The organism is Geodermatophilus sp. SYSU D00814 (assembly GCF_054050055.1).
In genome coordinates, this window is sequence record NZ_JBJGYP010000028.1 from 44,513 (window position 1) to 58,373 (window position 13,861).

11 protein-coding genes and 1 tRNA gene are annotated in these 13,861 nt (G+C 78.0%); 6 read left to right on the plus strand and 6 right to left on the minus strand.

The annotated features are described in order from the left end of the window. Positions 1 to 6: 6 nt before the first annotated feature. The 3 genes from ACI780_RS19405 to hemW form a co-directional block, all read right to left on the minus strand. On the minus strand, positions 7 to 744 hold the full coding sequence (locus tag ACI780_RS19405) for an ABC transporter permease (protein WP_457005036.1): 738 nt from the start codon (positions 742 to 744) through the stop codon (positions 7 to 9). Further along, positions 741 to 1,622 carry an ABC transporter ATP-binding protein gene (locus ACI780_RS19410; RefSeq protein ID WP_457005038.1) on the minus strand — a complete coding sequence of 294 codons (882 nt, stop codon included), beginning with the start codon at positions 1,620 to 1,622 and terminating at the stop codon, positions 741 to 743. Before ACI780_RS19410 ends, ACI780_RS19405 begins: the two co-directional genes overlap by 4 nt. 160 nt (positions 1,623 to 1,782) lie before the next feature. Further along, positions 1,783 to 3,006 (minus strand): radical SAM family heme chaperone HemW, encoded by a 1,224-nt coding sequence (gene hemW / locus ACI780_RS19415; RefSeq protein WP_457005040.1) that lies wholly within the window; start codon positions 3,004 to 3,006, stop codon positions 1,783 to 1,785. A 47-nt stretch (positions 3,007 to 3,053) separates the two neighbouring features. On the opposite strand from hemW, the gene ACI780_RS19420 reads away from it, so the two are divergent. The 3 genes from ACI780_RS19420 (at position 3,054) to ACI780_RS19430 (ending at position 7,576) form a co-directional block, all read left to right on the plus strand. After that, the gene (locus ACI780_RS19420) at positions 3,054 to 3,836 is read left to right on the plus strand and encodes an enoyl-CoA hydratase-related protein (RefSeq protein WP_457005042.1); all 783 of its coding nucleotides are present in this window, start codon (positions 3,054 to 3,056) and stop codon (positions 3,834 to 3,836) included. Positions 3,837 to 3,862: 26 nt separating this feature from the next. Beyond that, on the plus strand, positions 3,863 to 4,018 hold the full coding sequence (locus ACI780_RS19425) for a hypothetical protein (RefSeq protein WP_456872728.1): 156 nt from the start codon (positions 3,863 to 3,865) through the stop codon (positions 4,016 to 4,018). Between the two features lie 126 nt (positions 4,019 to 4,144). After that, a complete protein-coding gene (locus tag ACI780_RS19430) occupies positions 4,145 to 7,576 on the plus strand; it encodes an ATP-binding cassette domain-containing protein (RefSeq protein WP_457005044.1) in 3,432 nt (1,143 codons plus the stop codon). 116 nt (positions 7,577 to 7,692) lie between these two features. Here ACI780_RS19430 and selB read toward each other — a convergent pair whose 3' ends face one another. From selB to ACI780_RS19445, 3 genes are all read right to left on the minus strand, one after another. After that, positions 7,693 to 9,438, minus strand: coding sequence for a selenocysteine-specific translation elongation factor (gene selB / locus ACI780_RS19435; protein WP_456872730.1), 1,746 nt, complete (start codon positions 9,436 to 9,438; stop codon positions 7,693 to 7,695). Positions 9,439 to 9,442: 4 nt separating this feature from the next. Next, positions 9,443 to 10,753, minus strand: coding sequence for an L-seryl-tRNA(Sec) selenium transferase (gene selA / locus ACI780_RS19440; protein ID WP_457005046.1), 1,311 nt, complete (start codon positions 10,751 to 10,753; stop codon positions 9,443 to 9,445). A 37-nt stretch (positions 10,754 to 10,790) separates the two neighbouring features. Next, a tRNA-OTHER gene (locus tag ACI780_RS19445) sits at positions 10,791 to 10,886 on the minus strand. 23 nt (positions 10,887 to 10,909) lie between these two features. Here ACI780_RS19445 and selD point away from each other — a divergent pair. The 3 genes from selD (at position 10,910) to ACI780_RS19460 (ending at position 13,666) form a co-directional block, all read left to right on the plus strand. Further along, positions 10,910 to 11,917 carry a selenide, water dikinase SelD gene (gene selD / locus ACI780_RS19450; RefSeq protein ID WP_456872732.1) on the plus strand — a complete coding sequence of 336 codons (1,008 nt, stop codon included), beginning with the start codon at positions 10,910 to 10,912 and terminating at the stop codon, positions 11,915 to 11,917. Between the two features lie 135 nt (positions 11,918 to 12,052). Next, on the plus strand, positions 12,053 to 12,640 hold the full coding sequence (locus ACI780_RS19455) for a hypothetical protein (protein WP_456872733.1): 588 nt from the start codon (positions 12,053 to 12,055) through the stop codon (positions 12,638 to 12,640). A 60-nt stretch (positions 12,641 to 12,700) separates the two neighbouring features. Beyond that, positions 12,701 to 13,666, plus strand: coding sequence for a zinc-binding dehydrogenase (locus ACI780_RS19460; protein WP_457005049.1), 966 nt, complete (start codon positions 12,701 to 12,703; stop codon positions 13,664 to 13,666). The last annotated feature ends 195 nt before the right edge of the window (positions 13,667 to 13,861 follow it).

Sequence of the window (13,861 nt, forward strand, 5' to 3'; positions counted from 1 at the left end):
GCCCGGTCAGCCCGCGACCGCGGTGAGCGACCGGCGGCGGGCCACCGCGACCGTGAGCGCGGCGCACACCGTGGCGGCACCGGTGAGCACCAGCAGCGGCAGCACCGGCACGCTGCCGCCGGCGGCCGCGCGCCCGGCCTCGGCGTACCAGTAGGACGGCAGGACGTGCGCGACCGCGCGCAGCCCGGACGGGAACAGCTCGACCGGCACCCACAGCCCACCGAGCACGGCCAGCACGGTGGCGACGACGCCGATCGCGCCGCCGGCCGCCTCCTGCTCCAGCGCCCAGCCCAGCAGCAGCCCCAGCGCGACGAACACCGCCGACCCCAGCCACAGGACGAGCAGCAGGCCGGCCCACTCCCCCGGCGCCAGCCGCACCCCGTTGACCAGCCGGCCGGTGGCCGCGACCACGAGCAGCGGCGGCAGGGTGAGCAGCACGCCGACGGCGACGTCGACCGTGACCACCGCCGCCGGCGGCACCGGGGTGACCCGCAGCTGCCGCAGCCAGCCCGACGCGCGGTCGAAGGAGAGCCGGATCGTCGCGCCGAGGGCCGCCCCGATGGCGCCGTAGGCCATCATCGCGACCATCGTGGCCGCGGCCTGCTCCTGGCTCACCCCGCCCGGCTGGCCGGCGAACACCTGCGTGAAGAAGACGGTGAACGCGGCCGGCAGGACGACGGTGAACAGCAGGTACTGCCGGTTGCGGCCGATCCGGCGCAGCTGGAAGGCGAGCAGCGGGCTCATCGGAGGGCTCCCGTCGTGAGGGTGAGGACGGCGTCCTCGAGGCTCGCGCCGCGCACCTCGAGGTCGGTCAGGGCGACGCCGTGGTCGAGCAGCGCCCGCAGGGTGGCCTCGACGTCGGCGGTGGCCAGGGTGGCGACGGCGCCCTGGCGGGTCACCGCGGTGACGCCGGGGAGGTCGTCGGGCAGCCGCGCGGCGGTGAGCCGGACGCTGCGCCCGGACACCGCCGAGCGGACCGCCGCGGACGACCCGTCGGCCACCAGCCGCCCGCCGGCCAGCACCACGACCCGGTCGGCGACCGCGTCGGCCTCCTCCAGGTGGTGGGTGGCGAAGACGACGGTGGTGCCGCGGGCGGCGAGCGCGCGCATCGTGGCCCAGAAGGCGCGGCGGCCCTCGACGTCCATGGCCGAGGTGGGCTCGTCGAGCAGCAGCAGCGGCGGCTGACCGGCCAGCGCGAGGGCGAGCAGCACCCGCTGCCGCTGGCCGCCGGAGAGGGCCTCGACGGGCCGGCCCAGCAGCCCGTCGGTGCCGGTGGTGGCGGCCAGGTCCGCCAGCGGCCACGGGTCGGGGTAGCTGCGGCGCACCAGCTGCAGCACCTCGCCGACCCGTGCCTCACCGGGCAGCCCGCCGTGCTGCAGCATCGCGCCCACGCAGCCGGCCCGGACCGCGTCGGCGGGGGCGCGGCCGAGCACGCGCACGCGGCCGGCCGCGGGCCGCACCAGGCCGAGGGCGGCGGAGACGGTGGAGGACTTGCCGGCGCCGTTGGGGCCCAGCAGCGCGACGGTCTCGCCACGGCCGATGCGCAGGTCGAGGCCGTCGACGGCGAGCACGTCGCCGTGCCGCACGGTCAGGCCGCAGACGTCGAGGGCGGGTGTGGTCACGGCGTCGAGCCTGGCCGGGCGGGCGGTGCCGGCAGTAGTGCGGGACGTCGCCGGTCCGCTGTGACACCCGTCAGGCGAAGGACCCCCTTGCCCCCCACCACTCGCATGCTCGCGGCGGGACCCTGCACGGGGGCCACCTGACCGGAAGGGAGGTCCCTCCTCAGTCCGTGAGGTCGCGGACGACGGCGTCGGCGAGCAGCCGGCCGCGGTCGGTGAGCACCGCCCGCCCGGCCGCGTGCGCGCCCGCGTCGAGCAGCCCGCGGGCGACGGCGTCGGCGGCCCGCAGCCGGCCGGCGTCCGACAGCGCGGTCAGCGGCAGCCCGTCGCGCAGCCGCAGGCCGAGCATGACCGTCTCCAGCGCGCGGTCGGCGTCGTCGAGGACCTCGCGGTCGGCCACCGGGCTCTCCCCCGCGGCCAGGCGCTGGGCGTAGGCGGCGGGGTGCTTGACGTTCCACCACCGCACGCCGCCGACGTGGCTGTGCGCGCCCGGCCCGATCCCCCACCAGTTCGCGTTGGCCCAGTACAGCTCGTTGTGCCGGCAGCGGGCGGCGTCCCCGCGCGACCAGTTGCTGACCTCGTACCAGTCGAAGCCGGCGCCGCGCAGCACGGTGTCGGCCTGCACGTAGCGGTCGGCGAGGACGTCGTCGTCGGGCAGCGGCAGCTCACCGCGGGCGATCCGGCGGGCCAGCCGCGTGCCCTCCTCGACGATGAGCGCGTAGGCGCTGACGTGGTCGACCGGCGCGGCGAGGACGGCGTCGAGGGAGGCCGCCCAGTCGGCGTCGGTCTCACCGGGGGTGCCGTAGATCAGGTCGAGGTTGACGTGCCCGAACCCGGCTTCGACCGCCTCGCGGGCGGCCTGCGCCGCGCGGCCCGGGGTGTGCCGCCGGTCGAGGACGGCGAGGACGTGCTCGGCGGCCGACTGCATGCCCAGGCTCAGCCGGGTGAAGCCCGCCGCGCGCAAGGTGTCCAGCGACTGCGGGGTGACCGACTCCGGGTTGGCCTCGGTGGTCACCTCGACGGCGGGGTCGACCGGGAACAGCTCGCGGACGGCGGCCAGGACCGCGGCCAGGTCGTCGGCGGGCAGCAGCGTCGGGGTGCCGCCGCCGACGAAGACCGTGGACACCGCGGGCAGGTCGGGCCCGAGGACCTCCGCGGCGCGGCGCAGCTCGGCGATCGCGGTGCCGGCGTACTCGGCCCGGTTGGCGCCGGGGCCGAGCTCGTCGGAGGTGTAGGTGTTGAAGTCGCAGTAGCCGCAGCGGGTGGCGCAGAACGGCACGTGCACGTAGAGGCCGAACGGCGTCGTCGTGAGGTGCTCGCGGGCGGCGTCGGGGAGGTCGGACGGGCTCGCCGGGGACCCCGGGAGCAGCGGCAGCACGGTGTTCATCTGCTCCCAGTGTGCCGCGCCGCCGCCAGGGTGGGCAGGATGCCGGGGTGAGCTCTGCACCCGTGGACGACGACCGGCTGCTGCAGCGGACCGTCGAGGGGGGCGTGGCCCGGCTCGTCCTGGACTCGCCCGCCAACCGCAACGCGCTCTCCCGCGCGCTGCGGGCGCAGCTGCGCGAGGCGCTGGACGCCGCCCTGGCCGACGACGCCGTCCGGGTGGTGGTGCTCGACCACACCGGCCGGGTCTTCTGCTCGGGGATGGACCTGTCGGAGGCCGCCGGGGCGGGTGCCGGCGACCAGGGTGTGCGCGAGCTGCCCGACCTGCTGGAGACGATCTGGACCTCGCCGAAGCCGGTGGCCGCCGTCGTCCGCGGGCCGGCCCGGGCCGGCGGCGTGGGGCTGGCGGCCGCCTGCGACGTCGTCGTCGCCGCGGCCTCGGCGACCTTCGGCATGTCCGAGGTGCGGCTGGGGCTGGTGCCCGCGGTCATCTCCGCCGTCGTGCTGCCGCGGATGCTGCCGCACGTGGCGCACCGGCTGATGCTGACCGGGGAGGTGTTCGACGCGGCGGCGGCCGCGGCCGGCGGGCTGGTCGACCTCGTCGCCCCCGACGGGGAGGTCGACGCCGCGGCCGACGTGCAGGTGCGCGCGCTGGCGGCCGGGTCGCCGTGGGCGCTGGCCGAGACCAAGCGGCTGCTGCGGTCTGGCGGGCTGCGCGGCTCGTTCGACGACCTGCTGGAGCTCTCCGCGCGGGCCTTCGCCGGTGAGGACGGGCAGGAGGGGATCGCGGCGTTCCGCGAGAAGCGCCCGGCACGCTGGGTGCCCTCCCTGTAGCCCGTCGGGCGCGGGATGCTGCGCCCGTGACCGCACCCGAGGACCCCCGCGCGCGCTTCCGCACCCTGCCCGAGCCGGTCGACCCGGAGGACACGGTGGAGACCGTGGACGCCGGCACGACGCGGCCGGACAGCACCGACGCCGACGAGCGCGACACCCTGCTGCGCCAGGCCGGGGGCTGACCTCCGCGCCTCGGTCGCAGCACCGGAAAAGCGGGCGCGGGTCGTCGGCGGCGCGGGCTAGCGTCCTCGTCACCGACCGTCGTTGAGGGCGCTCGCGGCGACCCGCGGCGCCCGGATCGGAGTGCCGTGGTCCCCGCGCCGTTGACGTGGCGCCGGCTGGCCGGGCGCGCGAGCGGCGCCGCACTGGTCGCCGCGCTCCTGGGCGCCGTCGGGGAGACGCTGGCCACCGTCGTCGCGGGCCGGCTGGCCGAGCACCCCCGGTCCGGCCTGGTCGCGCTGCTGGCCGCGCTGCTGCTCGGCGCCAGTGTCCTGGACACCGCCGGCCGCACCCTCTTCTCCGGGATCGTCGGGCGGGCGGAGGGCCGGCTGCGCGCCGACCTGCTTGGCGCCGCCCTGCGCCAGCCGCTGCCGGTGCTGGAGGAGCAGGCGGTCGGCGAGGTCCTCGACCGGGTCGACGACGACCCCCGCCAGGTCGGCCAGCTGCTGCGCCGCACCGGCTGGGAGCTCGGGCGCTCGGCGCTGCGCTCGGTGCTGGCGTGGGTCGTCGCCGGGCTGACCTGGTGGCCCGCGTGGATCGCCTTCCCCCTGGTCGCGGTGGCCGCCGTCGCGGTCTCGCGCCGCCTGGCCGGCGTGGTCGCGGCGCGCAAGCTGGCCGAGGAGGCGGCCTGGTCCGACCACTCCGCGCAGCTGGAGGAGGCCGTCGCCGGGCGCGACGACGTGCGCTCGGCGCTCGGCCAGCCGCACGTGGTCCGCGCCTACGCCCGCCAGTCCGCCGAGGTGCTCCGGCGGGTGCGCGCCACGGCGGTCGCCGCGACGACGGTCAGCCTGCGCACCGGCCTGGTGGTGCACGCCATGCTCGCGGCGGTGGCCGTCGCCGGGGTGGGTCTGGTCGGCGCCGGCCGCCTCGGCACCGGGCAGCTGGTGACCCTGTGGCTGCTGGTCACCGCCTTCGTCGGGCAGCTGAACCAGGTCACCAACCACCTCCCCGAGCTGCAGGCCGGCCTGGGCGCGCTCGCCCGCATCCGCGCCCTGCTGCACGCCCCGCAGGAACCGGCGGGCGGGACCGCGGTGCCGGCCGGGCCGGCGGACGTCGAGATCCGGGGGCTCACCTTCGCCTACCCGGGCGGCTTCGCCCTGACCGACGTCGACCTGCTCGTGCCGGCGGGGACCACCTGCGCGCTGGTCGGGCGCACCGGTGCCGGCAAGTCGACCCTCGCCCGGCTGCTGTCGCGGGCCGTGGAGCCGCCGCCGGGCACCGTGTTCGTCGGCGGCCAGGACGTGACCGCCACCGCGGTCGAGGACCTGCGCCGCGCCGTCGGCGTGGTCACCCAGCGCACCGAGCTGCTCGCGGCCACGCTGGCGGACAACGTCACGCTGTTCGCCGACGTCCCGCGCCCGGTGGTCGGGGACGCCGTGGACGCGCTCGGCCTCACCGACTGGGTGGCCTCGCTGCCGCACGGCCTCGACACCCGCCTGGGCACCGGCGGCGTCACGCTGTCGGCCGGGGAGGAGCAGCTGGTCGCCTTCGCGCGCCTGCTCGTTCGCGACGTCGCGGTCGTCGTCCTGGACGAGGCCACCGCGCGCATGGACCCCCAGACCGAGCACCGGGTGACCCAGGCCGCGCAGCGGCTGCTGTCCGGACGCACCGGCATCGTCATCGCCCACCGGCTGTCCACCACGCGCCACGCGGACGCCGTCGCGGTGCTCGAGCGCGGCCGTGTGGTCCAGCACGGGCCGCGGGCCGAGCTGGCGCGCACGCCCGGGCCGTTCGCCGAGCTGCTGCGGGCCTCCGGTGCGGAGCCGCCGCCCGCCCCGGCCGGGGAGGCGCTGTCGGTGCGCGCCGAGCGGCGCCCGCCCCGGCCGGCGGCGCCGGTGCGGACGCCGGGCCTGGCCCGCACGGTCGCGCGCCTGGTCGCCGTCCACCCGCGGTGGGGCCTGCTCGGGGCGGTGGCCTTCCTCGGCGTGTCGATGCTCAGCGCCTACGGTCCGGTGACCGGGTGGCTGTGGGGCCGTCTCGTCGAGGCGCTGGACGCCGGGCGCACGCCGTGGGCCGACGCCGGGCTGCTGGCCGCGGCGGTCCTCACCGCGCCGCTGCTGCTCGCCGTGGCCTTCCGGACCTACTTCCTGTGGTGGTCGACGGTCACCCTGCGGCTGCGCCTCGGCGTGCTGCGCGGGCAGACCATGCAGCGGCGCCTGGTGCGCACGCCGCCGGGCGAGATCGCCGCACGCGCGCTGGACAGCGACCGCCTGGTCCTCTACGTCGACCGCTGGGTGGACGTCACCATCGGTGTCGTCGTCGTGGCCGCCACCGCCGTCGCCGGGCAGAGCCTGCTGGCCGGGGCCGTCGTCGGCGGGGTGATGGCGCTGTCGGCGCTGGTGTCGGTCGCCGGGGCGCCGCTGGCCGGCTCCTCCGCCCGCGAGGCCGGCGACGCGCGCGCCCGCTTCGGGCGCTCCCTGGTGTCGGCCTTCGACGCCGCGCGCACGGTGAAGCTGGCGGCCGCGACGGCCGCCGTCGGCGCCCACCTGGAGGCCGTCGACGGGCACCGGGTGGCGGCGTACGTGCGGGAGCACCGGGTGCGCACGCTGCTCGACGGCGTGCCGAACCTGCTCGTGCAGGCCGGCGTGGTCGCGGCCTGGGCCGTGCACCTGGCCGGGGGGTGGGACCTGCCGACCACGCTGCTCGTCACGACCGCGGTGAGCGGGTCGAGCTGGTTCGGCACGGTGGCCGGCGCCGCCATCACCGAGGCCCCGGTGGCCCGGCGCTGGCTGGAGGCGACGACGCAGCTGGCCGGCGGCACCGACCTGGTCGCCGAGCCCCCGGGCGTCGACCTCGTCGCCGGCGTCGCGCCCGCCCCGCCGGCGACCGGCCGGGTGCCGCTGGAGCGGCTCGTGCTGGAGGGCGTGACCGCCGTCCACGACGACGGCACGGTGGGCGCCGCCGGCGTCGACCTGACCGTCGAGGCCGGGGAGCTGGTGCTGCTCACCGGCCGGGTCGCGTCGGGCAAGTCCAGCCTGCTGGCCGCCCTCGCCGGGCTGGTCGACCACGAGGGCGCCATCCGGTGGAACCAGCGGGAGGTCGACGACCCGCAGCTGTTCCTCCGCCCGGGGCAGGTGGCGTGGGTGGGGCAGGTGCCCCGGGTGCTGTCGGGGTCCTTCGCCGACAACATCACCCTCGACCACGACCGGCGCCTGCAGACCGCGGTGGACGACGCCCGGCTGACCTCCGACGTCGAGGACGCCGGCGGGCACGGCGCCCTGGTCGGCCACCGCGGGGTGCGGCTGTCCGGCGGTCAGGTGCAGCGGCTGGCGCTGGCCCGCGCGCTGGCCACCGAGGCCGAGCTGCTGGTCGCCGACGACGTGTCCTCCGCCCTCGACGCGCGCACCGAGCTGGAGCTGTGGGAGGCGCTGCGCGGCCGCGGGGTCACCGTGGTCGGGGCCAGCGCCAAGCGCTCGGCGCTGGCCCGGGCCGACCGGGTCGTCGTCCTGGAGGAGGGGCGCGTGGCGGCCACCGGCCGGTGGGACGAGCTGGCCGACCGGTGGGGCCACCTCGCCGGGTGACCCGCCCCGGCGCCCGGGTTACCGCACCGGCGCACTCGTGCTCTGCCCCGCATCGGGGGCAGAGCACGACTGCGCTCAGAAGGAGTGGGCGGTGGTCCCCGACCGCACCAGAGAGGTCACCGGAGCCGGCGGGTCGCGTCGGGCAGCCGCTCGGTCACCCCGCGCGCGTCCAGCCACTCCATGAGCGGCACGGCGACGCGGCGCGAGGTCCCCCACGCCGAGCGCGCCTGGCTGAGCGTGACCGGCTGCGGCAGGGCCGCCAGCCGCTCGCGCGCCACCCGCTCGACGCCCGGGGCCAGGTACACGCCCTCGGCGATGCGGACGAGCTGACCGTCGCGCACCGCGGCCGCCAGCTCGCGCGGGCCCAGCGCCGAGGCGCGCAGCTCCTCGGCGTCGGGGGCGGCGAAGGGGTCGGCGGCCAGCCGCGCCCGGATCCCGTCCACCGCGCGCTGCACCGCCGGCGGCAGCCCCGCGGCGGCCACGACCACCCGCCCCTCGCGCAGGGCCAGCGGCGGGCGGACCGCCAGCCGCACCAGGTCGTCGTCGGGCAGGTCCAGCTCCCGCCGGACGACGGCGACCGGCGGGCCCGGTTCGAGCGGGAAGGCCTGCCGGTGCGCGGCCACCAGCCCCGGCACCCGCCGGGCCAGCGTCTCGACCAGCCCCGGGGCCAGCAGCCACGGCCCGGCGCGGACGGCGTCGTCGGGCACCGGCCAGCCCATCGCGGTGAAGTCGTCGGCGCGCATCACCCGGCGGCGGACCAGGTCGGCCGTGGCGCCGGCCGGGCCGGTGTCCTGCCCGGCCAGCTCCGCGGCCCGCTGCCGGGCCGCGCCGCGGCGGCGCAGCTGGGGCGGGGCGACGTCGCGCACGTCGGCGCCGAGCACCCGCCGGGCGCCGGGGTCGCGCAGCAGCACCCGGTCGCCGACCCGCAGCGGCAGCGCCGAGGCCAGCCGCAGCCGCACCGCGGTCCCGTCGAGCGGCCGCAGCCGCACCGGCACCGCCGCCGAGCCGACGTGCAGCACCGCCTCGGCCGGCAGCCGGTCGGCCGGGTCGCGGTCGAGGACGACGTCGAGCTCGGCGGTGTCGCGGAAGGCGCCGGGGGTGAGCAGCGCGTCGCCGCGGGAGAGGTCCTCGACGGCGAGGCCGCGCAGGTTGAGCGCCACCCGCGCGGTCGCCGTCGCCCGGTCCACCGGCCGGCCCAGCGACTGCACGCCGCGGACGCCCACCTCCCGGTCGCGCAGCCGCAGCCGGTCGCCGGCGGTCACCGTGCCGGCGGCGAGGGTCCCGGTGACCACGGTGCCGGCGCCGCGCACGGGGAACGCGCGGTCGATCCACAGCCGCACCGGCGCGGCGGCGTCGGGCGCGGGCAGGCCGGCGAGCAGCGTCTCCAGGGCGGCGGCGAGCTCCGGCACGCCGCGGCCGGTGGGCGCGCTGACCGCCACCCCCGGCACGGCGCCCAGCGAGGTGGCCGCCAGCCGCTCGGTGGCGTCGGCGAGCACCGGCGCGGGGTCGGCGAGGTCGGCCTTGGTGACGGCGAGCAGCGCGTGCCGCACGCCGAGCGCGTCGAGGACGGCGACGTGCTCGGCGGTCTGCGCCGACCAGCCGTCGTCGGCGGCCACCACGACCAGCGCCGCGGGCACCGACCCGACCCCGGCGAGCATGTTGCCGACGAACCGCTCGTGCCCCGGCACGTCGACGACGGCGACCACCCGGCCCGAGGGCAGCGTCGTCCAGGCGAAGCCGAGGTCGATGGTCAGGCCGCGGCGGCGTTCCTCCTCCCACCGGTCGGGCTCCATGCCGGTGAGCGCCCGGACCAGCGTCGACTTGCCGTGGTCGACGTGGCCGGCGGTCGCGATCACGTCCACGCGATCACCTCCACGTCCGGGCCACCTCCAGCACCGCGGCGGCCAGGTCGTCGTCGGCCGACGGCGGCACGCTGCGCAGGTCGAGCAGGGTGCGGCCGTCGGCGACGTACCCGACCACCGGCCGCGGCCCGGTCCGCAGCGCCGCGGCGAACGGCTCGGGCAGCGAGACGGCCGCACTGGGCAGCGGGTGCTCCGGCGCCCCGCCGCCGCCGACCCGGGCCGCGGAGTCCACGGCGGCCGCGTCCACCCCGGCGGCGGCGAGCCGGGCCGCCAGCGCGTCGGCCCGCGCCCGCAGGCCCGCGACGTCGGCGGCGAGCATCCGCTGCACCGGCGGCAGCGGGCCGCGCAGCGTCGCCTCCAGTGCGGCCAGCGTCGTCTTGTCCACGCGCAGGGCCCGGTACAGCGGGTGCCGGCGCAGCCGCTGCACCAGGTCGGCGCGGCCCAGCAGCAGCCCGGCCTGCGGGCCGCCGAGCAGCTTGTCCCCGCTGGACAGCACCAGGTCGGCGCCGTCGGCGAGGGTGGTCTGCAGGTCCGGCTCGTTGGGCAGCACCGGGTGCGGCCGCAGCAGGCCGGAGCCGACGTCGGCCACCAGCGGGACCCCGGTGCCGGCGAGCGCCGCCGTCAGGTCGGCGACCGGGACGGCCGTCGTGAAGCCGCGGACGACGAAGTTCGACGGGTGCACCTTGAGCACCGCGCCGGTGTCCGGACCGAGCGCGCGGGTGTAGTCGGCCGGCGTCACCCGGTTGGTCGTGCCGACCTCGCGCAGCCGGGCGCCGGTGGCCTCCAGCAGCTCGGGGATGCGGAAACCGTCGCCGATCTCGACCAGCTCGCCGCGGGCGATGACGAGCTCCCCGCCGAGGGCGGTGGCCACGAGTGCGAGCGCGGCGGCGCAGTTGTTCACCACGATCGCCGCCTCCGCGGCGGGGACGGCGGCCAGCAGCGCGGCGATCGCCGCCTCCCCGCGCGGCCCGCGCCGGCCGGTGCGCAGGTCCAGCTCGACGTCGGTGGTGCCACTGGCCGCGACCACCGCCTCGACCGCGGCCTCCGACAGCGGTGCCCGCCCGAGGTTGGTGTGCACCAGGACGCCGGTGGCGTTGAGCACCGGCCGCAGGCTGCCCGCCGTCGCCGGCAGGGCGGCGAGGACGGCGCCGACGGCGTCCTCGGGGGCGAGCGAGCCGTCCCGGACCCGCTGCTGCACGGCGCGGACGGCGTCCTTGACCAGGTCGCGGCCCAGCCGGGCGGCGGCGCCGGCCAGCGCGGGGTCGGCCAGCAGCGTGTCGGTGCGGGGCACTGCCCGCCGCGGGTCGGCGCTCATCGCTGCGGAGCGTATGCGCGCCGGCCCGCGGGGAGGCTGGCGGAGGCGGACGGGAATCGAACCCGCCTGACCGAGCTGCTCGGCCACGTCGGCTTTAGAGGCCGCGGGGGCCACCAGACACCCTGACGCCTCCGCCGCCCAGCCTACGGTGGGCCCGTGACCACCGCGCCGGAGCAGGTCCGGCTGACCCGGTTCGCCCACGGCGGCGGCTGCGCCTGCAAGATCCCGCCCGGCGAGCTCGAGGCCGTCGTCGCCGGGCTGACGCACACCGGTCCGGCCGCCCCGGCCGCCGAGCTGGTCGTCGGCCTCGACGACGGCGACGACGCGGCGGTGGTCCGGATCGCCGGCGGGCAGGGGCTGGTGCTCACCACCGACTTCTTCACCCCGGTGGTCGACGACGCGTACACCTTCGGCCGGATCGCCGCGGCCAACGCGCTCTCCGACGTCTATGCCATGGGCGGCACCCCGGTCGTCGCGGTGAACCTGCTCGGCTGGCCGCGCGACGTGCTGCCGGCCGAGCTCGCCGCCGAGGTGCTGCGCGGCGGGCTGGAGACCGCGCAGGAGGCCGGCTGCCACGTCGGCGGCGGGCACTCCATCGACGACCCCGAGCCCAAGTACGGCATGGCGGTCACCGGCGTGCTCGACCTCGACCGGGTCGTCCGCAACGACGCCGCCGTCGCCGGGACGCCGCTGTCGCTCACCAAGCCGCTGGGCGTCGGGGTGCTCAACAACCGGATGAAGGCCACCGGCGAGGTCAGCGAGGAGGCGGTGGCGTCGATGACGGCGCTCAACCGGGACGCCTCCCTCGCGGCGCTGGCCGCCGGCATCCGCGCGGGCACCGACGTCACCGGGTTCGGCCTGCTCGGGCACCTCTACAAGATGGCGCGGGCCAGCGGGGTGACCGCGGTGGTCGACGCCGCCGCCGTCCCCTACCTGACCGGCGCGCGCGAGGCGCTGGCCGCCGGGTTCGTCTCTGGCGGCACCCGGCGCAACCTCGACTGGGTCCGGCCGCACACCGACCTGTCCGCGGTGGACGGGGACGAGGCGCTGCTGCTGGCCGACGCGCAGACCTCCGGCGGGCTGCTGCTGGCCGGTGAGGTGCCCGGCGCGCCGGTGATCGGCGAGTTCGTCCCGCGGCAGGACGCCGTCGTCGTCGTCCGCTGACGGGGCCGGCGCGCCCCGGGCGACACGCCGCCCTCCCGCACCGCCGCGCGCGGAGGCGTTCCGGCGCGGCCGCGGCGCTGCCAGCCTGCCGCCCGCGCCCACCCGGACGGACCGGACGGCGCGGAGGAGGACGACATGAGGACGAGGACGGCCGGCGCGCTGACGGTGCTGCTGGCCGCCGGCACCGCGGGCCTGCTGCCGGGGACCGCCGCGGCGGCGCCGCCCGACGGGCGCGGGGCGACGACGGAGTACAAGGCGACCACGCAGCTGGGCACCGCCGAGGGCGCCCCGCTCACCGTGGCCGCCGCGGTCACGCGCGACACCACCGGCGCGCTGGTCACCCCGGTGGAGGTCTACGTCGACGGTCTGGCGTGCACCCCGCTGGGCGACCTGACGGGATCGGTGGTGTCGCTGGAGTCGGCCACGCTGAGCGGCTCGGCCGTGCCGGTGACCTGCGCGCCGGCCGGCGGGCAGGGCCTGGCGGCGACGGCGGGCACCCTCGACGTCGACCTCGCCTGGACCGGCACCGGCCCGACGCAGCGGGAGGGGCGCACGGGCAACCGGGACCACTGCGTCGGCCGGGTGCTGCACCGCGCCGCCACCCTGGCCGGTTCCGTGACGGTCACGCTCGAGGGCGGACAGCCGCTGACGGTCGGCGTCGTCGACGGCCACGACAGCGCGCTGTCCTACTACCACACCGCCTGCCCGCCGCCGGCCTCCTGAGCGCCCGGTCCGGCGGGCGCGCTGTCGCCCGCCGGACCGCCGTGTCCTAACGTCCGGCGCATGCGCGCCGTCTTCGTCTCCTCCCCCTCGCCCGACGACCCGCTGTCCGTGCTGGAGGTCGGCGAGCGCCCCGAGCCCGAGGTCCCCGACGGCTGGACGACGGTGCAGGTGCGGGCGGTCTCGCTCAACCACCACGACCTGTTCAGCCTGCGCGGCGTCGGCCTGCCGCAGGAGCGGATGCCGATGGTCCTGGGCACCGACGCGGCCGGACTGGACGAGGACGGCAACGAGGTCGTCGTCCACGGTGTCGTGGCCAGCCCCGGCTGGACCGGCGACGAGACCCTCGACCCGAAGCGGACGCTGTTCTCCGAGCTGCACCAGGGCACGATGGCCGAGCGGGTGGCCGTCCCCCGGCGCAACCTGCTGCCCAAGCCGGCCGAGCTGTCCTTCGCCGAGGCCGCGTGCCTGCCGACCGCCTGGCTGACCGCCTACCGCATGCTCTTCGTCCGCTCCGGCCTGCGGCCGGGGCAGACGGTGCTCGTGCAGGGCGCCAGCGGCGGCGTGGCCACCGCGCTGGTCGTCCTCGGCCGGGCCGCCGGCTTCCGGGTGTGGGTGACCGGCCGCAGCGAGGAGAAGCGGGCCGTGGCGCTCGAGCTCGGCGCCGACCAGGCCTTCGAGACCGGCGCCCGGTTGCCCGAGCGGGTCGACGGCGTCATGGAGACCGTCGGGAAGGCGACCTGGAGCCACAGCGTCAAGTCGCTCAAGCCCGGTGGCGTCATCGTCACCTCCGGGGCCACGACCGGCTTCGACCCCGGCGCCGAGCTCAACCGGGTCTACTTCACCCAGTTGTCGGTGGTCGGCTCGACGATGGGCACCCGCGAGGAGCTGGAGTCGCTGGTGCAGATGTGCCGGGTCAGCGGCGTGCGGCCGGTCATCGACGTCGAGCTGCCCCTGGACCAGGCCCGCGAGGGGTTCGCCCGCATGCTCGAAGGCCGCACCGCCGGGAAGATCGTCTTCATCCCCTGAGTGCGCAGCGGGCCCCCGGACGGGTGTCCGGGGGCCCTCACGCCTGCTCAACGGATGGGTGTCAGCGCTCGTCCTGGGAGACCCGCAGCCCGGTCTCCGGGGAGAACACGTGCGCCTCCCCCGGGCGGATCGCCACGTGCACCACCTCACCCTTGGCCGGCGGCTTGCGCGCATCCACCCGCAGCGTCAGCAGCT

Excerpts from the sequence above, each read along its gene's own strand:
- ACI780_RS19460 (WP_457005049.1), top strand. The coding sequence starts at position 12,701 with ATGCGCGCCGTCTTCGTCTCCTCCCCCTCGCCCGACGACCCGCTGTCC.
- ACI780_RS19455 (WP_456872733.1), top strand. The coding sequence starts at position 12,053 with ATGAGGACGAGGACGGCCGGCGCGCTGACGGTGCTGCTGGCCGCCGGC.
- ACI780_RS19405 (WP_457005036.1), bottom strand. The coding sequence starts at position 744 with ATGAGCCCGCTGCTCGCCTTCCAGCTGCGCCGGATCGGCCGCAACCGG.
- selA (WP_457005046.1), bottom strand. The coding sequence starts at position 10,753 with ATGAGCGCCGACCCGCGGCGGGCAGTGCCCCGCACCGACACGCTGCTG.
- hemW (WP_457005040.1), bottom strand. The coding sequence starts at position 3,006 with ATGAACACCGTGCTGCCGCTGCTCCCGGGGTCCCCGGCGAGCCCGTCC.